Genomic DNA, 25,601 nt, shown 5'->3' with positions numbered 1-25,601 from the left:
CCCGGCGAAAAATCCCTACCGGATCGGCCGGGGCAGGACGGAGACTCGTCTCATGGTCGGGATGGTGAGCACGGGAGAGATGGAGAGGTTCCGGGAGGCGGTCGCGGGGTGCGCGGCGGCCGGTGACCCCGGTGACTCGGCACGCGAGTCGGCGGCGGAACTCGGCGTCCGGGTCGCCGTACTACTCGAAGGCCCCAGTGACGTAGCGGCCGTGGACGCACTCGCCGCCGCCCGCGGCCGGGACCTGGCCGCCGAAGGGGTCTGCGTCCTGTCGATGGGCGGCGCGATGAACGTAGGCCGCTACGCCCGTCTCCTGGGCCCGTCCCCCTCCGGCCTGGGCCTGCGCCTCACCGGCCTGTGCGACGAACGCGAACATCCCTACTACGCCCGGGCTTTCGACAGCGCGGGCGCACCGCAGCAGGCCGTCTTCGTCTGCGCGGCGGACCTGGAGGACGAACTGATCCGCGCACTGGGCCCGACCCGCGTCACCGAACTCATCGACGCGGAGGGCGACTTGCGCCCCCTGCGCACCTTCCTGAACCAGCCCGCCCAGCAAGGCCGCACCATCCAGCAGCAGTTGAGGCGCTTCTTCGGCACGACATCGGGCCGCAAAATCCACTACGGCCGGGTCCTGGTCGAGGCCCTCACCCCCGACCGCACGCCCACACCCCTCGACGACCTGCTCAACGCCCTGTAACCCCGGAGAGGTTCCTGCTCCTGCTCCTGCCCCTGCCCCTGCCCCTCATGCTGACGCTGATGCTGACGCTCATCAGCAGGGCGAGCGCGGCGGTCACCGAGGCGGCGTAGAAGGCGCTGCTGTAACCAGCCTCCGTGGGCAGCGCCGCCGGAGGCGCCCCCATGGAGCCGGTGACGATCGCCGTGGCGAGTTGGGCACCGGCCGCGCCGCCGATGGTGCGCAGGATCGTGTTGACGCCGGTGGCCGCACCCGTCCGCTCGGCCGGCACCGCGGCGACGACAAGCCCGCCGAGCGAGGCGAAGGCGAACCCGTACGCCGTCCCGAGCACGGCCCCGGCCACCAGGAAGTGCCACAGCCGGTCGTGCACCGCGCCCAGCCAGAACAGCGCGAGCGCGGCAAGTGCCGCCCCGATGCGGAACGTTGTGCCGTTCCCCGTACGGGCGGCGAGTCGCGCGCAGACGGGGACGGCCAGCAGCATGCACACGGCCATGGGCGCGATCACCAGCCCGGTCCGGGAGGCCGAGGCACCGAAGCCGTATCCGGCACTGCTCGGCGTCTGGACGAACTGCGGTATCAGTGTGACGGCCGAGAACATGGCCACGCTGATGACGACGGTCGCGGTGTGGGTCGCCGCGAGTTCCCTCCCCCGCAGCAGCCTCATGTCGAGCAACGGTGCGGCGGACCGCAGTTCGGTGACCACGAAGCCGCCGCCGAGGACGAGCGCGCCGCACAGGACACCGAGGGTGAGGGGCGTGGTCCACCCCCAGGTGCGCCCCTGACTGATCCCGAGGAGAAGGGCGACCAGGGTCACGGCGAGGAGGAACGCACCGGGTAGGTCGAGCGAGGTACGGGTACGGGAGTCGGGGTGGGACTCAGGGCCGGAGTCGGGGTGGGACTCAGGGCCGGAGTCGGCGTCGGGCCGTAGCACGAGGATGCCCGCCAGAGCCGGCAGCGCGAGGGCCAGCGTCAGCAGGAACAGCGAGGCGGTGCCCAGGGCGTCCGCGAGCGGCCCGGCCACCGCCATGCCGAGGGCCCCGCCCACCCCGAACATCGCGCTCAGCGCGGCGACGACACCCGGCAGCCGGCGTTCCGGCACCCGCCGCCGCGCCAGCCCGAAGGCCAGCGGAAACGCTCCCCCGGAAAGTCCCTGCACCACCCGCCCGACGGTCATCCCCGCGAACGACCCACCGCGATCGGCCACGGCCGCGAGCCCACTCCCCACCACGAGACACAGCAGGCACCCGACCATCACCCGCCGATACCCGACGAGGTCCCCGAGCCGTCCGGCGATGGGCGTGGCCACGGCCGACGCCAGCATGAACGCGGTGAGCAGCCAGGCGGCGCCGGACGGATCCACGCCAAGTCGCCGCTGGAACAAGGGAAGAGCGGGCACGACGACGGTCTGCGCGAGCGCGACACCGAGGGCGCAGAGGAGCAGGACGAGCGGAGTGCCGGGGTCGCGAGGGTGATCCATGTCAGGCGCGTCCGATCCCATGGGCGAGCCTCCCGAGAAGTCGACGTGACGGCAGGAAAGTGAGGGGACCCTAACATGATTAGTGACCAGCGGTCACTAATCCAGACACCGGTCTGCACTAGGCTGCTGCCGATGACCAGGGAGTCCGAACCCAAGAGCCCGGAACCGGACCCGGACTCGGGAGCGGGAGCGGACCCGGGAGCGGCACCGGCACCGACACCGGGACGGCAACGGCGGCCACGCCCGGGCCGCCCGTCCCGGCTGAGCCGCGAGCTGATCGTGTCGACCGCCCTGGAATGCGACCTGACCACGCTCACGATGCGGGAGTTGGCGACCCGCCTGGGGGTCTCCCACTCGGCCCTCTACCGCTGGGTCCCCGACCGCGACGGCCTGTTGGACCTGATCAGCCAGGTCGTGGTGGACCGCATCCTGCCGCCGGACTCCCCCACTCCCGGCACCTGGCGCGCCTGGCTGGCCCGACTCGCGTGGGCGATGCACGACGAGTTCCGCGCGGTACCCGGTTACGCCGCCCACGTGGCCCGCCCGCACCGCCACAACCCCGACTCCTTCGGCCGCCTGCGCGAACGCGTCACCGCGGCCTTCGTCACCGCCGGCGCGGAACCGGCGGAGGCGGACCAGAGCTGGTACATCTTCGGACTCGGCGTGGTCCAGTGGCTGGCCGCGACGGAGACCGACCGGGGCCTCGGCACGGCCCGCCCCCGCTTCGACCTGTTCCTGGACGCCCTCCTGCGCGGCCTGCCGGCCCGCACCCCGGTCGAACACCCACACCCCGGCACGCACCAGTAGCCAATCGGCGCACCCGCACCACCACTTGGCACCCTCCCGCGACCAGGCACACCCAACTCTCATCATGAGAGTTCACTTGCATAAAGAGAGCCGACCCCCTACATTCATGAGAGCCAGCTCTCAGCAAGCAGCGAAGCCCGAGCGAGCCAAGCGAAAAGGACTCACGATGCCCACCTCCGCCATGTCTCCCGCCCCCACCCGCACCGTCGCCCTCCCCGGCGGACTCACCGTCACCGTCCAGGAGTTCGGCGAGAACACCGAGGGCACCGGCGTCCTGGTACTGCACGGCGGCGCCGGCCCGCGCACGGTGGCCGGCATCTCCGCCGCCCTCTCCGAACACGTCTACGTCGTCACCCCGACCCACCCCGGCTTCGACGGCACCCCCCGCCCGGACCGCTTCGACACCGTCGCCGACCTGGCCATCGCCTACCTGGACCTGCTCGACACGCTGGACCTCAAGGGCGTCATGGTGATCGGCAACTCCGTCGGCGGCTGGATCGCCGCGGAGATGGCCCTGCGCGACAACCAGGGCCGCATCGGCGCCCTGACCCTCCTGAACGCGGTCGGCATCCACGCCCACATGGTCGAGAACCGGGTCGTGGACCCCCGCCCCATGGCCCCCGCCGACATCAGCCAACTCTCCTTCGCCAAGCCGGCGTTCCGCCCCGACTTCGCCTCCTTCACCGACGAACAGCGCGCCGCGGCAGCCGCCAACCAGAAGACCCTCGCCGTCTACGGCGGCGAACACTTCACCTACGACCCGAAGCTCCGCGCCCGCCTCCACCGGGTGACCGTCCCGGTCCTGGTGGTCTGGGGCGAGGAAGACGGCATAGCCCCCCTCAAGTACGGCCGCGGCTACGCCGACTCCTTCCCCAACAGCCGCTTCGTCCCGATCGCGGACGCGGCCCACTTCCCGCAGATCGAGCAGCTGGGCGCGACACTGGAAGCGATCGGCGACTTCGTGGACACGGTGGTGAAGCCGGGGGCGAGGGACTGAGGTTGCTTCAGCCGCACGAGCGAGGCCCGGGTCGATGACCTGGGCCTCGCTGCTCCACACAACGATCAGCCGAAGGAACCGTCCTCCCGACCGCCGAACAACTCACAACCGTCATGCTCAAAACGCACCCGCCCGTCGAACGCCGAGCCGGGGTGCGTACAGACCCCCCAGTCCCGCCCCAACTTCAGTTCTTCCTTGACGGATGTTTGTTCTTGATGCTTTCCGATTCCTAGCTTGCTGTGCGGTTCTTTATTCCGTAGGCAACGGGCAGCGCCACCGCGAACCGATGAGGACGCACCGCAACTTGACATGGCCATAAAAACTAGCACATCACGGCACGCTAATTCCCATGGAAAAGCGCGGAATTGATCGATATACGGCAAACGGGATCACGGAAAATCCAGGATGCTGCGGCAAGTCAATGAATCCCGTTGCTCCAATATTTGCAATGTGCGCATTAATGAACCTAGCCAGCTTACCGCGCGACACACTCCCGTCGGAGTTCATGAATGCATCGTTAGGCTCGACTGCATCTTCAGTGCCGTGCTGTCCTACACTCCCGACCAAGGTCCATTCCTGTTCCGCCGTTCCATAGCGGGCGAAAAGAATATCGGACTCAGAGTCTAGGTATTGCCGACCCTCTTGCAATCGAGAACTGATAAGCACCTCACTTGACTCCACAGGGGAGAGATTTATATGAAGCCCTGGCGCAAATACGCCGCGCGCTACCCGTAGAATCGAGCGGAGATCATCAGTGTCGACGATGGAACCGCCTGCATCCATCCGGAATTCCGGAATCAAGTCCTCCAACTGCTCTTGCAAATTCCCTTCCGCCTTCCCAGATCGATTCCGCTGCTGACCTTTACCAGTCTTGCCACTGTTTGGCGGAGGCGGAGTGGGCATAGCACCGAGCCCTTGTAGTCCGATATTAACCGAGGCGAAGGCAGCGAACGTATTCGCGACGTAACGCGAATCGAAAAGCGTCCCACGGGCGGTAATTCGAACCAATGATCCCGGCGGTGCAATTACTCTCATTTTTCCGGAAGTCCACTGCCCTGTATCTGCTACATGTTCAGAGATGTCACGCAGTAGCAACTCGGACTCTAGGGCACTTTCTAGCATCGGGAAAAGCGCATCACCAAGTGATTTTTGTGTATAGCGCTCGACCCCAGTTCCCTGAAAATGCTGGGCAACCCCACGAGGTCCGACTGTCGTGCGCTTTTCTTCCCGTCCGGTTTCGCGTTCCTCCTCGGCTACACCTCCGTCGAGCTGGGCAAGCATCGATCGCACTTTATCGGTGTCCACATAAAGAAACTCGCGCAAGATCATGGGGTGCTTTGCCTCACTGAAGTACTGAAGTACGTACCTGGACGTGACCGTACAGCTGATGGGTAGCTGAACCAGAGCAGCCGACTGTGTCCCATCATGGCCCTCCGGCGCGCACGGAAAGCCCCTTTAACCAAAAATGACCAATCTTGATTAAGTGGGTTGCCGCTGTGATGCATGGACCTCGACGGTTCCATATAGAGCCGGGAATCACGATGAAAGCAAAGGAGCCCGACACTATTACGGCCCGAACATTCATCCAGGTCGGCGCCACAACCAGCCACAATTTCTCGCAGCTTCCCAAGCTGAGTTGTCGTACAAGTTCGTGACGGACTGCGGGCAGGTGCAGGTCGACGACTTGGGAGCCACACGACTTTACCGCTGGCACTCCCGAGCGGGCAGCAATTATGGCGGCCATAGCTGGGACGGCGGCGATTGCTAGCGAAATGCGCCAGTCAGGGGATCTTTCCTTGCGCTGTAGCCATTAGATGATTTCGGATCAAAATTCACCGCCTCCCGCCTTAACTCGTACTGCTGAACCCGGTGCCGACTCGATACGCGCAGGTATATCGGCCCCCATCGCCGACCTCAGCGCTCAAGAAGTGTCACGCTCACTCGGTCCAAAATTATTCTCCCTTAAAAAGGTAGACAACTGTTCGAGCGTGATCGAGGAGTTCATAAATTGGAGAGCGGCAGCAGCCCTCAAAGCGTCAGGAAGTATCCCTTTATCGAACTTCTCCATTTGCTCAAGAGACCTAAGCGTGTTGAGTTCCTTTTCCCGGTCTAAGCGAAGCTTATCAATGAGCCCCATCATAAGCTCACGCCCCTTATCGGCTCTACGGAAGAAGAGGAAGCTCACCGCTCCGCTAATCGCACCCGAAAAACCCGTAATAGATATTGGGACCGCCGACTTCGCGCCAAGAAACCACAGAGACAATGCTGAAGCAAGGATTGCGAAAAATCCGATGACTGCAAATCCAAGACTGGAAATGAACCCTAGGTTAGCCTGCGAATAACCTTGTGCATAATATTTGAGGATAAGCCTGGCATGCCCGTCAGAATGTGCAATTGCCAGTCTCGTCAGCGGATCGTTAACTGTTTTTCTGGCCGCCCCCGCCCTCTGGTCATCAGTAGACACGTCGAGTTCTAGGTCGTTCTCGCTGCTCTCTCGCTCCGATCCCCCATTTTCTAGCCCAAGAGCATTTACGAGTTCTACTTCAATCGCAGGATGCGTGAGTGGACTGGCAACAAGAAACTTACCCGCCAGCAAATTCATCGCTCCGATTGCCAGAACCGGGAGAAACGACGCCAGAATAGCAAGTATAAGGAGACTGTAGATCGGGATCCACTTGGCGGAGTTTGGATTGACTCCATGCTCAGAGTCATAAATCTCTTTCAGGCTGGAAAAAATACCGCCAAAGATAGCATAGAGTGCGACAGCTGTGATTACAGCTGAGCCAGCGAAGAACGCTGATGTGTATTTAGTTTCCGGCCTCCACTCGGCAGAACTACGCGAAGCCTTAGTGAAGCTCAGTAAAGTCGCTCCGATGAAGAGTGCTATCGCCAACCACGGACCAACTTCGATGAATGCGGCAGTAAGAGAGCTCACCTCTGATGGATCAATCGAATCAAATTCTGCGTCGATTTCCATCACCGAAAGTGCTAAAAAGACTGATGAAATTAGCATCAAGAGGATCGGAAATTTCCCGCCGATTCTGTTCACTGCCCCCACCTGCCACCTATGTGAATATGCGTTATCTCCTTAAGGGATCATAGGTGACATCGCCTCCACAAGCAGTGCGTTCACCGAAAGAGGGCATGTCGTCAGCGCTGCAGGAGCCAGGGAGAGGAGCAGCCTTCCGCGCCAAGCGCGCTAGACCTTCATCCCAACCATGATTCATTGGCCGTTCCTGGGCCAAGGTCCCCGAAACCGACGGTCGAGTGGGACAGTCAAGCACCACCGTCGCCAGCTTCGGTGAGTGTCTAACTGCGTGACAGCGTTGACAGGCAGTGGCGGAACTAGTCCCCACCGGTCCCCGGCAGTTGTCTGCGCCAGACCAAGATCGTCCCTATAAAGCCCGAACCATCAACGCGTACAGGTACGCAGCCACTCATCTCCACCACTGACTCGCTGCCCAGTAGAAGAACGACTTACCCAACTCTCAAGACAGAAAGGGCAGTTACACAACAGGAGCGAACACCCTGCAGAATCACTGCGTTGGCTGGGCGCGTACTTGTCGGATGAGTAAGACCACAGCAACCTGTACAACGATGCTGAGCTTCAGCGGTACGCCACGCCGCCACTCCGTAAGTCCAAGACTCTGTCGACTGACTTCGTGGCCCCCTGGCTCTGCGACAGCGCGCCAGTCCTTCAGGGACTTCCCTGTCCGTCCCGCCCCCGGGCGAACTGACGCCCCTCTTCTCCCCCGTCCAGCAGGAGGGCAGGATCCTGACCATGAGGATTCTGGTCTTGGGTGGCACATGGTTCCTGGGCAAGTGCGTCGTCGAAGAAGCGCTGCTCCGTGGCTGGGACGTGACGACGTTCAGTCGTGGCCGGTCTGGTCAGGACGTGCCGGGGGTACGTGCGGTCCGCGGTGATCGTACGGAGGTTGCGGATCTCAACCGGCTTGCCACCCAAGGCCCTTGGGACGCGGTGATCGATACGTCGAGTTCCGAGTTTCCGCCGCGCGACGTGCGGCTGGCCGCGCAAGCCCTGCGCGGTGCGGCAGCTCGGTGGGTGCACGTGTCCACCGTGTCGGTGTACTCGGGGTGGCCGCATCACACGTTGACCGAGGAGTCCGAGGTGCTGGAGTGCCCGTCGGACGCGAACGAGTCCTTCGGTTACACCGGTGCGGACGGGTCGCCCACCAAGTACGGATTCCAGAAGGCAGGTGGGGAACGGGCAGTCGCCGAGGCGTTCGGCGATGGGGCGGTGTTCCTGCGGCCGGGAGTCATTCTCGGGCCGGGTGAGTACGTGGGCAGGCTGCCTTGGTGGCTGAACCGGGCCAGCCGGGGCGGGCCGGTGCTGGCGCCGGCTCCGGCCGACCGGATCATCCAGCCGGTCGACGTGCGCGATGTCGCGGCCTTCGCCCTGGACCAGGCGGCTGCCGACACTGGCGGCGCCTACAACCTGGCCCATCCGGAGGGAATCGGGTTCGGGGACTTCCTGCTCGCCTGCCTTGCCGTCACCGAGTCGGATGGTTACCCGGTGTGGGTGGAGCCCGAGGTGCTCATCGAGCACGAGGTGCGGCAGTGGACCGAGTTGCCCCTCTGGCGTACCCACGCCGGTGTCTGGTCGGTGGACGCCGGCAAAGCGGTGGCGGCCGGGCTGCGGTGTCGGCCGCTGACGGAGACGATTACGGACACCTGGGCCTGGTTGCGGGCCGACGGGCGTCCGGTGGATCACCCTCGCTGGGCGGAGCACGGAATCGCTCCGGAAAAGGAGGCCAAGATCCTCGCTGCTGTGGCCTCCGCGTCCTGAGTCGGCTCATCCCTCCAGGACCGCCAACGTGCCCGATCCCACGCCCAATTGATGCTGAGCGGCGAGGCGGCTGAAATGTTCCAGGCGCTCGCCCATTTCGTCGGCGAGCGGCGCCCGTCGGAACCGCTCCTCGGTCAGTGCGCGGCGGACGCGCGTGGTCCGGGTCAGCAGACCGGTGGCGCGCTGCTCGGTGGGCACGATCCAGACGCGTTCGAGAGCGTCTGCGGCGCCGTCGAGATCACCGCACAGGAGGCGGGCCGCGGCCAGGTCCGCAGCAGCTCCGCCCACGACGCGTGCGGAGCGGAGGGCCTCGGGCTTGCCGGTCACCAGGTCGAGCGCCGTGCGGGCAGCAGCTTCGGCCTGTTCGCCGTCGCCGAGCAGCAGACAGGTCGAGGCGTTGGACATGGCCAGTCGGTCGTCGGGGAAGCCGAACTCGCCCGCCACGCCGTCGTGCAGGTCGTCAATATGCCCACGGCCTTCCTGGCGGGAGGCGTTGAGCGCCTGCTGGGCCGAGGCCGCGTCGCCTCGGTGGCCGTGCGCGCGTGCCTCGATGGCCGCCAGGCGACGGTGTGCGACGTCCCCGAGCCCGGCGAACATCTGCGCACGCTGGGCGATCTGCGCCGCTTCGGCGGGCCGACCGGAGAAGTAGGCGATGTAGGCGAGGGCACCGCCGGCGAAGGCCCGCAGCGGGGTGAAGCGGGCGGTCTCGCCGTACAGCGCGGCGGCCCGGGCGAGACGGGTGGCGCCGTCGAGTGAACCGAGGTCGAAGGCTGCTGCCGACAGCAGGGCGCAGGCCTGTCCGGCGATGATCAGCAGGTCCTGCTGCTGGACGGGAACCTGGGTGCGGTCGCGATGCTGTTCGGCTTCCTCCCTCAACTTCCGTGCGGTCTGGAGGATTTCGAACGCAGAGAAGGCGTGGTAGCGGCGGGCGAGTTCGGCGACGTCGTCGCGCAGCTGGTCGAGGGTGGTGTCGGAGATGGACGCGGAGGCGGCGGCACCAGCCTCGTTGGAAGCTTCACGTGCGGTCATGTCGATCTCGTCCTTCAGGCTGAACGCGGGTGCAGGTGAATCGGTTGAGGGAGGCGCCTGAAACAGCGCTGCCGCGCTGACGCCGAACATCTCCTCCAGCACCCGGCAGGCGTCCGGGCCGGGCAGGGTCCGGATGGTGCCCGCGGTCCAACGGCGGAACTGCGCCTCGGAGATCGTCGGGTTCGCGGTGCCCTTCTTGACGACCTTCTCGGCGGTGCGGGTGAAGTGGCCCACGAAGTCGCCGTAGCGCCAGTGCCGTTGGGCCACCAGGGCCTTGAGCAGCGTCCTGGGACGTTCATCCATCATCGGCCCCTCTCGGCCAAAGAAGACCACTGACCGACCATCGTCGGCCTTTGGCCTGCGGCTCCCTCGCATTCAGGGGACCCCGGCACTTGGGGGAGCCGCAACCGCCGTGGTGCAGACGACACTTCGAAGCTACCCGCGTGCCACGTGCGTCACCTGGAAGAGCGGCAGACGCTACCCGCTGGGCCATGGTGACGACATCCGCCCCGGCCTCACTCTGATCGCCGTCACCTAGTGCGAGGACACCGTCACCAGCGATGTACCCGTCGCGGAAGGCGCCCCCGTCCGGACAGTCCGTCTCTCCCAAGGAGCCACGCCGTGAAGCACGAAAGCCCCCCACCGGCCCTCCGGGACAGACGGCTGCTCTCGCACCGGCCGGACGACCGGACCAGGCCGCCTGTGCGGTTACCCGCGATGCCACGAACAACTCCGTCCGGTAGAGCCCGCGTTGACTCTGCTCCTGGAGTTTTCGACAACAGCACACGGACGGTACGACGGGTCCGAGACGCTCTGCGCAGGTGGGCGTGATGACAATTCCCCGACCAAGCACGACGGCGAGCCATGTTCTGAGAGCGTTCGCCATCCCGTTGGAATCCGACCCGCACGCGGCGTCCAAGGCACGTAGGACAACGCGCGACACCCTGACCTCCTGGAGCCTGGGCGATCTGGCCGACGACATGGTTCTGGTCGTGTCGGAGCTGGTGACCAACGCCGTACAACACGGCGAGGGCCCCATCGTGATGGTTCTGCGGCAGCGTTTCGACACCGTCCTGGCCGAGATCGCCGATGCCTCTCCCCGTCTGCCGGTGCCCCACACGCAGTCCACCGAGGGCGAGTCCGGCCGCGGACTGTCCCTGGTGGAAGCGTTCACCGACGACTGGGGATGCCGTACGCAGCGAAGCCGCAAGGGCAAGTGGGTCTGGTGCAGCCGATCGCTCACCGCCCGGAAAGAGGGAGCTCGTGAATAACGTCCACGACATGACCACCCACCACGAGGAAGTCCCCGCAGCCGCCGGGCAATTGCGCGACGCGATGGTCCGAGAACTGATGGAACTCGACGCTGCCCGCAGCCCGCACGTCGTGGCCGCGTTCCGCAAGATCCCCAGGCATCTGGCCACCCCCGAACTGGACCTGGCCACGGCCTATCAGACGGAATACGCCGCGATCACGAAGAAGGACGCCGACGGTGTGGCCATCAGCTCGGTGTCCGCCGCCCGTATCCAGGCGATGCAGATCGAACAGGCCGACCTGCGGCCCGGTATGCGGGTACTGGAGATCGGCTCCGGGGGCGTCAACGCCGCCTATCTGGCTGAGATCGTCGGCCCCGAGGGCCTCGTCGTCACCGTGGACATCGACCACGACGTCACCGCACGCGCCGAGAAGTTCCTGGCAGAGACCGGCTACGACCAGCAGGTGCGCGTCGTCACCGCCGACGGCGAATACGGCGTGGCCGAGCACGCTCCGTACGACCGCGTTCTCGTCACCGTCCAGGCCGCCGACATCCCGCCGGCCTGGACCGAGCAGCTCGTCGACGGCGGCCGCATCGTCGTGCCCCTGCGGATGCGTGGCATGACCCGTACCGTCGCGCTCGTCCGCCAAGGCGACCAACTGCTGAGCGACAGCGTCGAGTTGTGCGGCTTCGTGCCCATGCAGGGCGTCGGCGAGAACCGCGTTCGCCTGGTCCTCCTGCATGACGCCGAAGGCGAAGAAGTGGGCCTGCGTCTGGACGGTCACCCCGAGCCGGACGCCGACGGACTGCGCGCCGCCCTGCGCAGCCCCAGCGTCACAGCATGGTCCGGAGTGACACTCGCCGGCGACGAGTCCAGCGAGCACCTGGACATGTGGCTGACGACCGCACTGGACAACCTGCCGCTCCTGGCCGCGACCCCGGCCGCCCGCGAGCGCGGCCTGGTCGCCTCGGCCTCGCCGCTCGGGGTCCCCACGCTCGTCGACGGCGACAGCTTCGCCTATCGAACCGTTCGGCGTACCGAAAACCCGGACCGGTTCGAGCTCGGCGCCATCGGCCATGGGGCGCAGGGCCAGAAGGTCGCCGAGCGTCTGGTCGAGGAAATCCAGGTCTGGGACGGCGAGCACCGCAGCGACCGAGCACGGATCGAGATCCACCCGATGGGCGCACCGGACGGGCAGCTTCCCTCGGGCCGCGTCGTCGACCGCCCGCACACTCGGGTCCTCATCACCTGGCCGTAGAGCCGAGAGCGCCCACCGGTCAGGACAACAAGGCACATCCCACTCACTCAGGAGGAATCGAGATGGCACCACAGGGCAGCACCTCGCTCAAGGCCGCTACGGACTTCGCGTCCAGCACCGATACGGACTTCGACCTCGACATCGAGACCATCGCGTCCGCCCCGGTCGTGCCCGGCCTGCTGAACGACACCGGCGACGGCTGCACCTCCACCTGCCAGTCCGCCTGCTCCAACAGCACCTGCATCGGCGGCTGATCAACCGCCGAGGGGCGGGGCCGGGGTCACCGGCCCCGCCCCTCGCCACACAACACGACGGACGAAGGAGGCATTGCGATGTACGACGCCGTCGACGCCGTTCTGATCAGAGCAGCCGCACGGCCGCCGACTGCCCCACAGCCTCCCTGGCCGGACCTCGGCGGCAACACCTCCGGCGACGTCGAGCATTGGCGGGAGTGGATCGGCAAGGTCTGGGCGGACGAGGCCATAGTGGCGGCCATCGAGGTCGCCAGCCCTCTGCTGGTCGAGGCCGTGCACGGCGTACTCGACGGCCGTAACCAGCGACCGCGCACCGTCCGGCGCGCTGTCATCTCGCTGATGCGCTACCTGTTGCGGATGCAGCACCGTGCCACGCCCTTCGGTCTGTTCGCCGGCCCCGCGCCCGTACAACTCGGAGACCGCGCCCAGGTGCGATGGGGTACCGACCACCGGACGTCCGTCCGAGCGGACGCCGAGTGGCTCACGGAGATCGTCACCGCCCTGGAGCAGAACACCGACCTGCTGCGGCACCTGCCCGTGATCGCCGATCACACGTGCGTCGTCCGGGGCACCAGAATCGCCGTACCGCACCAACCGGGTAAGGACGGTCCTGCCAAGGTCACCCTGCGCCGCACCCCCGCTGCCGACGCAGTCCTCGAACTCGCCCGCGCGCCGATCGCGGTCGAGGACATCGTCGCCAAGCTGCACGCGAGCTACCCCAGCACACCCACGCCGGTGATCGAGGACATGGTTCGGGACCTCGTCGCCCACCGGATCCTCATCACCAGCCTGCGGGCGCCCATGACCTGTGACGACGCCCTCGGCCACCTGGTGGCCCAACTCGACTCTTTCAGCACACATCCCCAGGCGGAGACAACCGCGCGCCTCCGCCGGATCCACCAGCTCCTGACCCGCCACAACCACGCCCCGGCCGACGAGCAGTGGACCCTCCGCGGCGAGGCCACGAAGCGCATGACAGCCGCGACCGCCGTGAACGGGCGGACCCTGGTGGTGAATCTGCGGCCCGACTGCGATGTCGTCCTGCCCGCCGAGGTCGCACGGGAAGCAGAACGAGCCCTCCAGGTCATGGCCCGTATCTCGCCCTACCCTGCCGGGCCTCCGGCCTGGCAGGACTACCGCGCCCGCTTCCTGGAGCGCTACAGCATGGGCGCCCTCGTACCCGTCCGCGACCTCACCGACCCCGACATCGGCCTCGGATTCCCGGCCGGCTACCGCGGTTCCCTCCTCAAGCGTCCCGTCCAGGCCACCACCCGCCGGGACGAACACCTCCTCGCCCTCGCCCAGGACGCCGCGATCAACCAGGCACGCGAGATCACGCTGACCGAAGAGGATCTCGCCGCGCTCGCCGTCGGCGAGGTCACCCAGGTCCCCGCCCATGTCGAGATGTGCTTCTCCGTACTCGCCACCTCCCTGAGCGCCCTGAACCAGGGCCGATACACGCTGAGCCTCGCGGGTCTCTCCCAGGCGGCGGGCACCACGACCGGCCGGTTCCTGACCCTGCTGGACTCGGCCGACCGCGACCGCATGACGTCCGCGTACGCGTCCCTGCCGACACTCACCGCCGACACGGACCGCGTGCAGATCTCCAGCCCGCCGCTCCGGCTTCGCACCCAGAACGTCAGCCAAGCCCCCGCCGTTGTACGGCACGTACTCGCGCTGGGCGAACACAACCCCGCCGCCACGTTGGACCTGAACGACCTCGCCGTGGCCGCGGACTCCCAGCGCCTCTATCTGGTCTCGCGGTCCACGGGCCGGCTCGTCGAACCGTCGGTGCTGAACGCCGTCGAACTCACCAACGCCACCCACCCGTTGGTCCGCTTCCTCACCGAAGTGCACCGCTCACACACCGCGGTACTGACCCCCTTCGCATGGGGAGCAGCCGCCCGGCTGCCGTTCCTGCCCGAGGTCCGCGTCGGCCGCACCATCCTCTCGCCCGCCTGCTGGCGCCTCCGCACGCGTGACCTCGTTCACGACGAACATCCCGACTGGCTACGCCACTTCACCGACTGGCGCTGCCGCTACGGCGTGACCCGCACCGTGTTCCTCGGCTCCGACGACCAGCGCCTCCGTCTCGACCTCGACCACCCCGCCCACCAACAGCTCCTGCGCATGGAACTGGGACGCAACGGCACGGTGACGCTGCACGAGGCGCCCGAGGAGGGGGCCTACGGCTGGCTCGGCCGCGCACACGAGATCACCATGCCGTTCGCCTCGACAGTTGCACCAGCGGTTCACCGCCCCCGAACGACGGCGGTCGTACGGCGCGAAAGCTGCCGTCTGCCAGGCACCTCCGCGTGGGCCTACCTGAAGATCTACTGCCACCCCGAACGCACCCCGGAGATCCTCACCACGCACCTGCCCACCCTGTTCCAAGACCAGGCGAGCGGCGAACCGTTGTGGTGGTACGCGCGCTACAGCGATCCGGACGCCCACCTGCGCCTACGGCTCCGGCTGCCGACCCCGGACGCGTTTGGCACCACCGCGCAGCGGATCGGAGCCTGGGCGGCGAAACTCCGCAACGATGGGCTGATCCGCCGCATCCAGTGGGACACCGACGAACCGGAGATCGGCCGCTACGGCACCGGCGACACCCTGGCCATCGCCGAACGAGCCTTCGCCGCTGATTCCACCGCCGCGGTCGCCCAACTGAGGCTCGGCCTTCCTCCCCGCATGCAGCCAGCAGTCACCGCCGCCAGCTTCGCGGACATCGCCGCCGCCTTCACCGACAGCCCGGCGGCCGGGAACCGCTGGCTGACCGAGCACCTGCTCAAGGGAGAGGGCGAGATGCCTTCGCGTGATCTCCAAGCACAGGCCGTACAACTGACCACCCCAGACGGCGACTTCGCCGGCCTGCGAGCCCTGCCCGGCGGCGAAGACGTCGCCGCGGCCTGGGTTCACCGCCGCAGTGCGCTGAAGACGTACCGGACCGCGCTCGCGGACCACGGCGCCGAACCCACCGACGTCCTGCCCTCCCTGCTGCACATGCACCACAACCGGGCAGCCGGCATCGATCCCGACAGCGAGGCCACCTGCCGCCGCCTCGCCCGCACCGCCGCCCTGTCCTGGAACGCACGCACCGAAGGAGTACCGCGATGACCGCCGCCGTCACACCCAACGCCGAACGGGACACCGCCTTCCGGCAGTCGCTCGCCCACGGCTCTCTCGGCGGCGCCCTGCTCCACATCGAGCACGCCTGCCGGGGCCATGGATCGTGGCAGGACGTACACCGCCAACTCACGGCCGTCGGGCCGCTGTTCGACGGAGACACAGCGGGACTGTTTCTCGGCGCACCCGCGATGACGTACGTCCTGCATCTGGCCGCCACCGGCAGCAACCAGTACGTCGGCGCCCTGAACGCCCTCGACCGGATCGTGGCCACCCACACCCGCCGCCGACTGAAAGCAGCCCACACCCGCATCGACCACGGCCAACCCACCAGCTTCGCCGAGTACGACCTACTGCGCGGCCTCACCGGCCTCGGCGCTCTCCTCCTGCGTCGTACCCCCGACGGTGCAGAGATCCAAGCCGTCCTGAAATACCTCGTGCGACTGACCGAGCCACTCCCCGGCCCCAACGGCCGCCCCCGGCCCGGCTGGTGGGTGGGCCACAGCCCCGTCAACCTCGATACCCCCACTCCCGGTGGCCACGCCAACGCCGGGCTGGCCCACGGCATTGCCGGACCCCTGGCTCTCCTCGCACTCGCCCACCTGCGCGGCATCACCGTGCCCGGCCACCAGGAGGCGATGCTTCGCATCTGCCACTGGCTGGACCGGATACGTGTCAGCGACCACCGAGGAACCCGCTGGCCACGCTGGATCACCGATACCACCGCGAGTCCCATGCACCCAGCGGCGCCCTCCTGGTGCTACGGCACCCCCGGCCTCGCCCGCGCCCAGCAACTCGCCGCCCTCGCCCTGGGTGACACCGACCGTCGGCGCATGGCCGAACGAGCGCTCCTGTACTGCCTGTCCGATCCCATCCAACTCGATCCCCTCACCGACCGCGGTCTGTGTCACGGTGTCGGCGGCCTCATACGTGTCGTCCAACGCGTTGCCATGGACGCTGACGAACCACGTCTCTTCAGCGATTACCTGCCCCAGCTCACGCACCGCTTCCTCTCTGTAGGTCCTCCCACAGCGGCCGGGTTCCTCGACGGCGCAACCGGCGCGGACCTCGCCCTCCAAGACGCCGAAGCAGGCACACCCATGGGCGACTGGGACGCCTGCCTACTCCTCATCTGATGCCCGCCGCTGAAGAGTTGTGGATGGATCCGCCGCACGACAACAGCGCCGTCGAGCAGGCCGTCCTGGCCGTCCTCACCGGCACCCCGATCGCAGAGGCCGCCGCCCAATTGCGCTCGTCCACGGATCTCCTCACGGAGGCCGCCGCGCGGTACCGGGCAGCTGGCCAAGCCGCCCTCAACGCACAATCCGAACCGGCCAATTGGCGACAGGTGAACATCGAGTTCACCGACTACTCGACTGCCGAGCGCACCTTCTACGCCTGCCTCCTGCCACTTCTGCGACAGCAGACGGCGAACGGAACGCTCGGCGACTGGTGGTTCGTCCGCAAGCACCCCTGCTGGCGCCTACGAGTCGTCCCCTCTTCTACGACGATCGCCGAGGACATGGCGCGGCAGATCGGCGAAGTCCTCGACAACGCTGTGTCACGGAACTTGGTCAACCGCTGGTGGCCATCACCGTACGAGCCAGAAACCACGGCTTTTGGAGGCCCGGTCGGCATGGCCGTCGCCCACAGTCTGTTTCACACTGACAGCGTCGGCATCCTCGACCGTCTACACCGCGACAGCACGGACGACAGCGGTCTCGACGCCAAGGCAACTTCCCTCCTCGTCGTCAGCCTTTTCCTACGCGCCGCCGGCCAGGAGTGGGGAGAACAGGGCGATGTCTGGGCACGGGTCGAGGCAGCACGCCCCCTCCCCGACGATGTCCCAGTCGAGCTCGTCACCGCGATGACGGACAGAATGCGCCAACTCCTCGCGACCGACGCCTTTTCAGCCCTCGCAGTTGACGGTCCGAACGCACCCGTCTCGCAATGGGTTGCCGGAATCGAACGTAGCGGCCGTGCCCTCGGCCACGCCGGACGTGAAGGACAACTCGGCCTCGGGACGCGCAGCATCCTGGCCCGGCATGTCCTCTTCCACTGGAATCGAATGGGCTTCCCGCTCCGCCAGCAGGCCATCTGGGCACGCGCAGCGCGGGAGGCGGTCTTGGGCAGTTGACCAAACCCGACCCCGCCCACTTCGGCCCCGCACCGGCCGCACATCAGATGTGGGCCGACGGAACCGACAGGGCGGCGGCAGCCGATGCGACGCTCGGGGTCGACGTGCGGCCGTGCTCCCTACCCACGACGCGCGGCAACTGCTGCCATTCCTCGCTGCGAAGGCCCACCGAGAGCGGCGCGTCGCAACTCTGGCCGTCGGCTGTAGCCGCCGTCGCCGGTTCGGGTGCTCCGGAGACGCTCCCGGTGAGGTTCCCTGAGCGGAACCCGTTCGTCGACCGACGGACACTCGCGCGCAACCTTCCGGTGGCCTGACGTGTCCACGTTGTGTGTTGACGATACGCAGAACATGGCGGACAGCGGCTGCCGCCGCTTTCGCGACCGCCGCTATGGCGGTCGTGACCCCGGCCGCGCACGCCGCCGGAACGACGCTCGTCCTGGACGCCCAGGAGAACTACTACCTCCCCACCGAGGGCGAGGGGCCGAACCTGGGCCTCGGCATCACCGCCTCGGGCGGGGACGCCCATGACGTCTCGGTCGCCGTCGACGCGTCGTCCCTCGCGGGGAAGGCGACGATGGTGGTCACGGGGGACTGTGTGAGCACCGGCACGCTGAAGCTGCGGTGCGACGTGGGCCCGCTGTCGGGCAAGGAGTCGATCGACCCGTTCCTCCTGAAGCCCACCGCGGCCGCCAAGGCGGGCGACACCGGTGCCATCACCTACACCGCCACCGCCTCCGACGCGGCCACCGTGACGGGGCAGACGGACGTCCTGGTCGGCGGGCCCAAGCTCGTCGCCCGGTCCTACCCGGCGCTGAAGGGCATCGCGCCCGGCGCCGTCTTCGAGCGCACCCCGGCCTTCGCCGACACCGGCACGGCCCCCGCCGACAAGGGCGTCATGCTGCTGGTGCAGGACTCCGAAGGCGTCTCCCTCGCCCGTGAACACTCCAACTGCCACTACTCGGACCGGCCCGACGTCGGCGCCTGGTGCCGGTTCGACACCCCGGTCGCACCCGGCAAGGCCTACGAAACGGACGCGCCGCTGCGCTACACCGCCGCCAAGGACACGATGTACGGCTACAACTCCTACGTCGTGTGGCCGGTCGGCGGCACCGCGCCCGACTCCTTCGACCCGTCCGACTTCCCCGGGACCGGCAGCGGCGCGCCGCTCGGCCTGAAGTCCGTCGCCTCCGGCTCCGGATTCACCGGCTCCGGGTACGGCACCTTCGCCACCACCCAGCACGCCGACTACCAGGCGCTCGGCGACACGGTCGAGGGCAAGGTCGGCGAGACCGTGAGCATCACCGTGGGTGTGCGGAACAACGGGCCGGGCTGGATGAACTTCCGTTGGATGGACGCCGACAACTCCGGCACGTTCGTGGTGACCCCGCCCGCCGGCACCACCATCACCGGCGTCCCCGCCCCCGGCGAACAGGGCGACCCCGGACCGCTGTGGAACTGCACACCCCGCAAGGCCGGCGCGAAGAGCTACACCTGCGACATCAGCAGCACGGACTTCAAGCCGGGCGACTCGGTGACCCAGGAGTTCACGGTGCGGATCGACCGGGTCGTTCCCGGCGCGCGGGGCAGCGTACGGGCGGTGGAGAACCCCGACTACCCCAACCGTGACGACGACGCGTCGAACGACACCACGGCGATCACGGTGAAGGCCACCGGCTCGGCGACGTCCAGCCCCTCGCCCAGCGCCTCCGCCTCCGCCTCCCCGTCGGCCACGGCCACCGCGAGCCCGTCCGGCTCCGGGACGGGAACCAGCAGCGGTACGACGACCGGCGGCGGGCTCGCCGCCACGGGCACGGGCGGAGTCCTGCTGCGGGCGGGTACCGCCGTCCTGCTGGTGGCGGGCGGCGCGCTGGTGTTCCTGACGGCACGGAGGTCACGGTCGCAGGGCCGCCGATGAGCCATTCGGTCACCTCGCGAACGGCGTTCCGCCGGTAGCCCACACGCTCGGTGGGTGCCCACTTCTGTGCCAACGCCCAGGCACAGCGGCGGACACCCACCGACGCTTGGCCGGCCCGGCGCAGCCATCCCCTCCATGGACCGCTTCAACGAGACACCGAGGGCACGGGTCGGCAGTGTGCGCACCTATTGATCGGGACATCGCCCGATGCTGCTGCACGGCAAGGAGGTACGGCAACCGCCGACCATAGGGTCCTCCCATGAGGAAATACACGTGGTTCGAGGTCGACGACCTCGACGACGACTTCGAATTCACCGATGCCGAAAGAGACTTCGCCGCCGCGCTGCGCCGGCACTGCACGGCGTGGGCGCCGGGTGACATCACGGGGGAGGTCGGGCGTCCCGAGGACTGGGAGTCGCTGCTCGCCTACGTCAGTCTTTCCGACCGGGGCGCCGTGGAGCCCCGACAGCATCTGAGCCTGATCAATCTGGGCGTGCACCTGGTCGGTGACCGCGTACGGGGCGATCGTCTGCACAGCCAGCTGTACACGCTGCCGGATCAGCCCAGCGCCTGGGCACTTGACGCCACCGGCCCGGCGGACCAGCTCGCTCAGGCCGCCGCCGACTGGTTCCGTGCCGTCCTGGACAAACCGATCGTGCTGTACGTCTGGCTCCACGAGGGCTACGCCTACGCGGCCCGCTACGCCTTCGCCGACAGCGGTGAGACGCTCTGCCAGATCTACGCAAAGACAAGGGCCCCGGAGGGCCAGTTCGAGGCGCTGACCGCCGCGGGGCACGTGCACGGCAGGGGGTGGATCCAGACCATCGGGCTGCCGACTCCCAGTCTGTATCTGCGCATTCGAGGCGACCTCGACAAGGGCAGCGTCATACCCGGAGTCCGGGCGACGACCAAGCGCGGCCCCCTGCAAGGGCCTTGGTACGAGTGAACTCCCGCTGCACACACATCCCCCGGGTCGCAGGACCCGGGGGATACGCGTTGCTCGGCCCTGCTACGGCAGCTTCACCACCGTGAAGTCGTCGCAATAGCCCGCCGCCGAACCGGAGTTCTTGTAGCAGTACACCGACGCCGCCGTGTTGGAGACGCCTGTCGTGAAGAAGATCGGTTCCTGGGTGTAGGTCGTCGTCGAGCCTCGCAGGTACGTCTCCGTGCCGCCGAAGCTCTTCACGCCCACGGCCACCTCCTCACCCGAGGTCGCCACCTTCGCCCAGGCCGCCAGCAGGTAACTGCCGCCGGACGCAAGGCCGCTGACCGTCTGGATGGCGCCGCTGGCGCTCACCCCGGTCTGGAGGGAGTACGTGCCGGTACGGGCGTTGGAGGCCGCCACGCTCGACGCCGTGCCCGTGCTCTGGGTCCACGGGGTCAGCGCGCCCGTCTCGAAGCCCGGGTTCGTGACCGTGTTGGTGGAGGACGTCAACGGTTCCACCGCGAGGTCGTCGCAGTAACCCGCCCCGGCCCCACCGGCGTTCTTCCAGCAGTAGACCGTGGCCGTCGTCGACGACGCACCCGTCGTGAACAGGACCGCCGCCTGCGAGTACGACGTCGACGCCACGTTCGTGTAGGTCTCCGTGCCGCCGAAGTTCTTGACGCCGATCGCCAGCGTCTCGCCCGCCGTCGCCACCTTGCCCCAGCCCGTGAGCAGGTACGTGGTGGACGGCGAGAGGCCCGTGAGCGCCTGGTTCGCGCCGCTGCCGCTGGCCGCCGTCGTCAACGCGTCAGCTCCCGTACGGGAGTTGGCCGCCGTCACCGAGGACGCCGTGCCGCTCGCCTGGGTCCAGGGGGACAGACTGCCCGTCTCGAAGCCCGCGTTGGAGAGGAGGTTGCCGCCGGTGCCGTTGTACGCGCCGATGTTGGGAGCGGCCGTGGCCGACACCGCGTTGCCGTACGCGTCGTAGCCGCCGTTCGACGCGATGACCGCGCCCGCCCTGATCACCGGGGACGACGGGTGGACCTGGTACGCGTTCTTGCCCGTGTACGACGAGGACGTGTTCGCGTTGCCCGCGTTGCGGAACTCCGGGTCCGACGTCACCTTGGCCGCGTCCGCGGGCTCGCGGGACGGGTGGTTGCCGTAGAAGAGGTTGTTGGAGTAGGTCGAAGTGCCGGTGGTGGTGAAGTAGTTGCCGGAGCCGTAGTTGAAGACCGCGTTGTTCTGGAAGGAGAGGGCTCCGCTGATCGACGTTCCCGAGCGGGAGTAGAGGATCGGCGTGCTCAGGCCGTCCCTGACCGAGAACGTGTTGTTGTAGAAGAGGGGGACGGCAGACGAACTGCCGCTCTGGTTCGGGACTCCACCCACGAAGTGCAGGACTCCGCCGCCGTGGGTCTGCGTACCCGACGTGGGGCAGCCCGAGTTGCTGCCGTCGTTCTCGCTGATGTTGTAGCGGACCACCGTGCCGTCGCTGGGGACGGTCGACGTGGGCTCGTTGGCGATGGTGAAGGGGGGCATCACCAGCAGGAAGCCGCCGAGGTTCTGGTGGCTGTAGTTGTACTGGAACGTGGTGTTGTGGTTGCCCCAGTCCACGTCGAAGCCGGTGCCGTCGGCGCCGTTGATGTGGCAGTAGACCTCGTTGTTCTGGACGACGGTGTTGCTGCTGCCGGACATCCAGATGCCGGCCGAGGCACCGTTGCAGTACTGACCGGACGGCGGGCAGGTCGACTTGGCGCCGCCGTAGCCCGCCTTGTTGCCGTCGATCAGGGCGCCGTCGTTCTTCACGACGAGGATGTCGTCCGCGCCGTCGTACGTCATCGTGTTGTTGCGGATGACCGTGCCCGTGGTCAGGCCGGTGCCCTGGCCGTCCGCGTCCGGGGTCACCGCCACCGCTATGCGGTCCACGTGGTCGAACGTGTTGTTCTCCACGACCACGTCGTTCCACGTGGAGACCGGGGTGGTGTGGTCGGTCTGGACGCCCACGCCCGCGTTGGTCGAGTACCAACCTCCGCCGTAGCCCGCGATGTTGTGGATGTACATGTCGTGGACGCGGATGTGGTTCAGCACGCCGCCGGAGCTGTTCTCGGCCAGGACGCCCGAACGGTACGCGGGGGACGAGGCGTTGTCGATCAGCTCCAGGCCGCCGATGTCCCAGTACTGCTGGTTCAGGAGGTGGATGACCGCGCCCGTCGCGCCCGCCGCGTCGATAATCGGCTTCGCGCCCGAACCGTACGACGCCATCGAGATGTTGCTGCCGGAGGCGCCCGAACCGCCGGGGGTGAGCTGGCCGGTGCAGGTCGTGCCGGCCTTGAAGAGGATGCTGTCGCCCGCGGCAAATGTCGTGCTGTTGACGCCTGTTACGGAGTTCCAGGGGCTGGCGCTGGTACCGGTGCCGTTGGCGGAGGCCGAGCAGTCGACGTAGTAACTCGTGCCCGCCGCCGACGCGTTGGTCGCCATGACGGGGACGAGCAGGGCGCCCGCCATCGCGGCGAGCAGGGCGAGGATTCCCGGCTTTCGGCGGGTGGCGGAAACTGGTCTGTCGGGAGAACCGAATCTGCGACGCTTCATTGCGCGCTCCTTGGATGGGTGGATGTGTCCCTTGCCGCTGCGTGCGGCGAGATTCCCCTCTTCACCAGGCGCGATGACCGGTTGCCGCCGGTGCGCCTGGAGCGTGTGGTGCTGTCCCGACGCCGGATTGGACGGCGTCGGGGCAGCGCGAAGCCAACAGCCCCGCCGTGTAAGGAACTTGGGCTGCTACCAGGAAGCCAGCGAACCGTCCGTGTTGCGCCAGACCGGGTTGCGCCAGCGGTGGCCTCGTTCGGCGGCGGCGCGGACCTTGTCCTCGTCGACCGTGATGCCGAGGCCGGGGGCCGTCAGCCGGTGGATGTAGCCGTCCTGGACCTCGAACGGCGAGGCGTCCGCGAGATAGCCGAGCAGGCCGCTGCTGTCGCCGTAGCCGATGCCCAGGGACTGTTCCTGGATGAGGAAGTTCGGTACGGCGAAGTCGAGTTGGAGGCTCGCGGCGAGCGCGATCGGGCCCAGGGGGCAGTGCGGGGCCACGAGCACGTCGTAGGCCTCGGCCATCGCGGCGATACGGCGGGTCTCGGAGATGCCGCCCGCGTGACTGATGTCGGGCTGGGCCACCGCGATGCCCGCGCCGAGCACCTCCCTGAAGTCCCAGCGGGAGAAGAGACGTTCGCCGGTCGCGATGGGGATGGAGGTCGCGCGGACGACGTCGCCGAGGTCGCGGGTGAACTCGGGGAGGACCGGTTCCTCCACGAACATCGGCAACAGCGGTTCCAGGTACGGCAGTACGCGCCTCGACATCGCTCCGCTGAAGCGGCCGTGGAAGTCCAGCGCCAGGTCGCGGTCCGGGCCGATCGCCTCCCGTACGGCGGCCACGCGGGCCACGATCGCGTCGATCGCGGCGGGGGTCGCGAGCGGTTCGAGCTGCGCGCACGGGTTCATCTTCACGGCGGTCAGGCCCTTGGCGACCTGGCCCGCCGCCGACTCGGCGAGTTCCTCGGGGGTCTCGCCGTAGAGCCAGCCGTAGATGCGGACGCGGTCGCGGACGTGGCCGCCGAGGAGTTGGTGCACGGGCACGCCGTGCGTCTTGCCCGCGATGTCCCACAGGGCCTGGTCGATGCCGGCCAGCGCGCTGCTGAGGACCGGGCCGCCGCGGTAGAAGCCGCCCTTGGCGAGCATCTGCCAGTGCTCCTCGATGCGGGCGGGGTCCTGGCCGGTCAGGTAGTCGAACATCTCCTCGACCGCCCGGGCCGTCGTGTGGGCCTTGCCCTCCACGATGGGCTCGCCCCAGCCGGATATGCCCTCGTCGGTGTCGACGCGCAGGAAGAGCCAGCGCGGTTCGACGAGGAACAGCTCGTATCCGGTGATTTTCATGCTGCGGACCTCCGGGTCCTACGGGTAGTACGGGGGGAGGGGGGAGGGAGAAGAGCGAGGGAATCGGGGGTCCTACTCCTGCGAGCTAATGCTGCGCCCGCCGTCCACGACCAGGTTCTGGCCGGTGATGAACGACGCGTCGTCGGAGCCGAGGAAGGCGACGGCGGCGGCGATGTCCTCGGGTTCGCCGATGCGGCCCACCGGGGTGCGGGCGGCCGTCTGGGCCCGGTACTCGTCCGGGGCATCGGTCCACAGACCGGTGTCCACCGCGCCCGGCACGACCGCGTTGAACCTGATCCGGCCCGCGTACTCGACCGCCAACTGCCGTACCAGCGCGCTGACTCCGCCCTTGGCCGCCGCGTACGCGGGGAAGCCGCTGAAGCCGAGCACCGCGTGGACCGAGCCCGTGACGACCACCGCGCCGCCGGCCGCCGAGAGCAGCGGAACGGCTGCCCTGACACCGTAGAAGACGGAGTCGAGGGCGAGGCGGAGGTGGCTGTGCCAGGAGCTGTCGTCGATCTCATGGATCGCGCCGGGGAGGTTGCGGCCGGCGTTGAGGTGCAGCAGGTCGAGGCGGCCGGTCCACTCCTGCGCGGTCCGGATCGCCTCCGGCCACGCCTCGGGGTCGGTGACGTCGAGCCCCAGGTGACGGGCCTGGCCGCCCTTGGCGCGGACCTCTTCGGCCACCTTCTCGGCCCCGGCCGCGTCCACGTCGGTGACCAGCACGGACGCGCCCTCCTCGGCGAGGCGTCGCGCGGTGGCGGCGCCGATGCCGGAGGCGGCGGCGGTGAGAAGGGCCGTGCGGCCGGTGAAACGAGAGGCGTGACGGTCGGGGTGGTCGGGGTGGTTCTCGGGGGTGGTGCGGCTCATGGTGTTCCTCTCGGCGTGACCGGCCCGTCCGGTCATCCGTCCATCGGTACTGTCCTGCGTTCCGAGGTGCTGTTTCTCGGTCCTCGTCCTGCGTCCCTCCGTCCGACCGGCGGCTCGGTCGTCCGGGAGGGCGG

General features: G+C 67.8%; 19 protein-coding genes. 12 read left to right on the top strand and 7 right to left on the bottom strand.

Annotated features, from left to right (window positions below):
• Positions 1 to 52: 52 nt before the first annotated feature.
• Positions 53 to 697 (top strand): TOPRIM nucleotidyl transferase/hydrolase domain-containing protein, encoded by a 645-nt coding sequence (locus ACQHII_RS25615; protein WP_427921507.1) that lies wholly within the window; start codon positions 53 to 55, stop codon positions 695 to 697.
• On the opposite strand, the gene ACQHII_RS25610 is transcribed toward ACQHII_RS25615, so the two are convergent.
• Positions 684 to 2,171, bottom strand: coding sequence for an MFS transporter (locus ACQHII_RS25610; RefSeq protein ID WP_427921506.1), 1,488 nt, complete (start codon positions 2,169 to 2,171; stop codon positions 684 to 686). The two genes, ACQHII_RS25615 and ACQHII_RS25610, sit on opposite strands and share 14 nt — an antisense overlap.
• Positions 2,172 to 2,303: 132 nt before the next feature.
• On the opposite strand from ACQHII_RS25610, the gene ACQHII_RS25605 reads away from it, so the two are divergent.
• Positions 2,304 to 2,978, top strand: coding sequence for a TetR/AcrR family transcriptional regulator (locus ACQHII_RS25605; RefSeq protein ID WP_427921505.1), 675 nt, complete (start codon positions 2,304 to 2,306; stop codon positions 2,976 to 2,978).
• A 166-nt stretch (positions 2,979 to 3,144) separates the two neighbouring features.
• Positions 3,145 to 3,975, top strand: a complete 831-nt coding sequence (locus ACQHII_RS25600; protein WP_427921504.1) for an alpha/beta fold hydrolase — start codon at positions 3,145 to 3,147, stop codon at positions 3,973 to 3,975.
• Positions 3,976 to 4,305: 330 nt separating this feature from the next.
• Here the strand turns inward: ACQHII_RS25600 and ACQHII_RS25595 are convergent, their stop codons facing one another.
• Positions 4,306 to 5,304, bottom strand: coding sequence for a DUF6414 family protein (locus ACQHII_RS25595; protein WP_427921503.1), 999 nt, complete (start codon positions 5,302 to 5,304; stop codon positions 4,306 to 4,308).
• A 592-nt stretch (positions 5,305 to 5,896) separates the two neighbouring features.
• Complete coding sequence (locus ACQHII_RS25590) at positions 5,897 to 7,024, bottom strand: TRADD-N-associated membrane domain-containing protein (RefSeq protein WP_427921502.1); 1,128 nt, start codon at positions 7,022 to 7,024, stop codon at positions 5,897 to 5,899.
• A 732-nt stretch (positions 7,025 to 7,756) separates the two neighbouring features.
• Between ACQHII_RS25590 and ACQHII_RS25585 the strand changes: the two genes are divergently transcribed.
• The gene (locus ACQHII_RS25585; protein WP_427921501.1) at positions 7,757 to 8,782 is read left to right on the top strand and encodes an NAD-dependent epimerase/dehydratase family protein; all 1,026 of its coding nucleotides are present in this window, start codon (positions 7,757 to 7,759) and stop codon (positions 8,780 to 8,782) included.
• 6 nt (positions 8,783 to 8,788) lie between these two features.
• On the opposite strand, the gene ACQHII_RS25580 is transcribed toward ACQHII_RS25585, so the two are convergent.
• Complete coding sequence (locus ACQHII_RS25580; protein WP_427921500.1) at positions 8,789 to 10,114, bottom strand: DNA-binding protein; 1,326 nt, start codon at positions 10,112 to 10,114, stop codon at positions 8,789 to 8,791.
• A 527-nt stretch (positions 10,115 to 10,641) separates the two neighbouring features.
• Here ACQHII_RS25580 and ACQHII_RS25575 point away from each other — a divergent pair.
• From ACQHII_RS25575 to ACQHII_RS25540, 8 genes are all read left to right on the top strand, one after another.
• Positions 10,642 to 11,082 (top strand): ATP-binding protein, encoded by a 441-nt coding sequence (locus ACQHII_RS25575; protein ID WP_427921499.1) that lies wholly within the window; start codon positions 10,642 to 10,644, stop codon positions 11,080 to 11,082.
• 10 nt (positions 11,083 to 11,092) lie between these two features.
• Positions 11,093 to 12,322, top strand: coding sequence for a methyltransferase, FxLD system (fxlM, locus tag ACQHII_RS25570; protein WP_427921498.1), 1,230 nt, complete (start codon positions 11,093 to 11,095; stop codon positions 12,320 to 12,322).
• A 62-nt stretch (positions 12,323 to 12,384) separates the two neighbouring features.
• Entirely contained in the window at positions 12,385 to 12,576 is a 192-nt protein-coding gene (locus ACQHII_RS25565; protein ID WP_427921497.1) for an FxLD family lanthipeptide, read from the top strand.
• Between the two features lie 78 nt (positions 12,577 to 12,654).
• Complete coding sequence (locus ACQHII_RS25560) at positions 12,655 to 15,693, top strand: lantibiotic dehydratase (protein WP_427921496.1); 3,039 nt, start codon at positions 12,655 to 12,657, stop codon at positions 15,691 to 15,693.
• The gene (locus ACQHII_RS25555; protein WP_427921495.1) at positions 15,690 to 16,838 is read left to right on the top strand and encodes a lanthionine synthetase C family protein; all 1,149 of its coding nucleotides are present in this window, start codon (positions 15,690 to 15,692) and stop codon (positions 16,836 to 16,838) included. The genes ACQHII_RS25560 and ACQHII_RS25555 overlap by 4 nt, the downstream gene beginning before the upstream one ends.
• Positions 16,838 to 17,839, top strand: a complete 1,002-nt coding sequence (locus ACQHII_RS25550) for a thiopeptide-type bacteriocin biosynthesis protein (RefSeq protein WP_427921494.1) — start codon at positions 16,838 to 16,840, stop codon at positions 17,837 to 17,839. The genes ACQHII_RS25555 and ACQHII_RS25550 overlap by 1 nt, the downstream gene beginning before the upstream one ends.
• A gap of 388 nt (positions 17,840 to 18,227) precedes the next feature.
• Positions 18,228 to 19,754 (top strand): hypothetical protein, encoded by a 1,527-nt coding sequence (locus ACQHII_RS25545; RefSeq protein ID WP_427921493.1) that lies wholly within the window; start codon positions 18,228 to 18,230, stop codon positions 19,752 to 19,754.
• A gap of 259 nt (positions 19,755 to 20,013) precedes the next feature.
• On the top strand, positions 20,014 to 20,700 hold the full coding sequence (locus ACQHII_RS25540; RefSeq protein ID WP_427921492.1) for a hypothetical protein: 687 nt from the start codon (positions 20,014 to 20,016) through the stop codon (positions 20,698 to 20,700).
• 63 nt (positions 20,701 to 20,763) lie between these two features.
• Here ACQHII_RS25540 and ACQHII_RS25535 read toward each other — a convergent pair whose 3' ends face one another.
• From ACQHII_RS25535 to ACQHII_RS25525, 3 genes are all read right to left on the bottom strand, one after another.
• Complete coding sequence (locus ACQHII_RS25535; RefSeq protein WP_427921491.1) at positions 20,764 to 23,265, bottom strand: right-handed parallel beta-helix repeat-containing protein; 2,502 nt, start codon at positions 23,263 to 23,265, stop codon at positions 20,764 to 20,766.
• 186 nt (positions 23,266 to 23,451) lie between these two features.
• Positions 23,452 to 24,597, bottom strand: a complete 1,146-nt coding sequence (dgoD, locus tag ACQHII_RS25530; RefSeq protein ID WP_427921490.1) for a galactonate dehydratase — start codon at positions 24,595 to 24,597, stop codon at positions 23,452 to 23,454.
• 72 nt (positions 24,598 to 24,669) lie between these two features.
• Positions 24,670 to 25,467 carry an SDR family NAD(P)-dependent oxidoreductase gene (locus tag ACQHII_RS25525; protein ID WP_427921489.1) on the bottom strand — a complete coding sequence of 266 codons (798 nt, stop codon included), beginning with the start codon at positions 25,465 to 25,467 and terminating at the stop codon, positions 24,670 to 24,672.
• Positions 25,468 to 25,601 lie beyond the last annotated feature (134 nt).

The organism is Streptomyces sp. cg40 (genome assembly GCF_050320165.1).
Taxonomy (GTDB): Bacteria; Actinomycetota; Actinomycetes; order Streptomycetales; family Streptomycetaceae; genus Streptomyces; species Streptomyces hokutonensis.
Note: the sequence above shows the minus strand (reverse complement) of the source record. Positions and strands in the feature narration are given on the sequence as shown.